Origin of the sequence: Lactobacillus jensenii DSM 20557 (assembly GCF_001436455.1) — a bacterium.
Lineage (GTDB): Bacteria > Bacillota > Bacilli > Lactobacillales > Lactobacillaceae > Lactobacillus > Lactobacillus jensenii.
Genome location: NZ_AYYU01000068.1, coordinates 1 through 572, shown reverse-complemented (window position 1 = coordinate 572; position 572 = coordinate 1). Strand labels below are relative to the sequence as shown.

The following is a 572-nucleotide window of genomic DNA, read 5'->3' as shown; positions in this document are numbered from 1 at the left end:
CTAATTTTCGTTGTTGAAGAGAAAGAAGAGAGTTCATTAATTTAATTAATTTTCCAATTTGTTTTTGTTCACTTATTTTTGGGAAACATATTGTTTCATTTAAAACAGCTTTTTTAGAAATATTATATCTAGAAATTCCTTGAGCAAGAATGTACATTTTTCTTCTAAAATTTGGTGAACGAAAGTTATAACTATTAAATAAATTATCAAACATACTTATTTCTTTAAGTCGATATCCAAAAGAAAAACTATTTAAGTAGCATTCATTAAGGTTAGTATCCAAAACGCTTGATAAGCCTACTTCTTGAGGAGTCTCTGATGAAATAGTAAAAAAGATATCACCTTTTTTAACTAAGTGTTGTTTATTATCAATTTCTATTTTATCAGTAAGTTTAGTGTCTATTATTGGATTATTAAGTATATTTAAATAAGTAATATATTTAGCTTCTCCATGACCAAAATCAGAACTTTTTTTCCAGACAAACCTGAAAAAGATTCACCTATATTTTTCAATTTTTCTGTTCTCCAAGACTCATCAAAACCACGAAATCTGACCTTCGGATACAATCGTT

Annotated in this window: 1 protein-coding gene; it reads right to left on the bottom strand. The window is 26.4% G+C overall.

Translation table 11 applies throughout. The features are described from left to right. Nucleotides 1-403 (bottom strand): restriction endonuclease subunit S domain-containing protein (locus tag FC45_RS07465; protein WP_479680687.1); only part of this gene is annotated, 403 nt, incomplete at its 3' end. Nucleotides 404-572 lie beyond the last annotated feature (169 nt).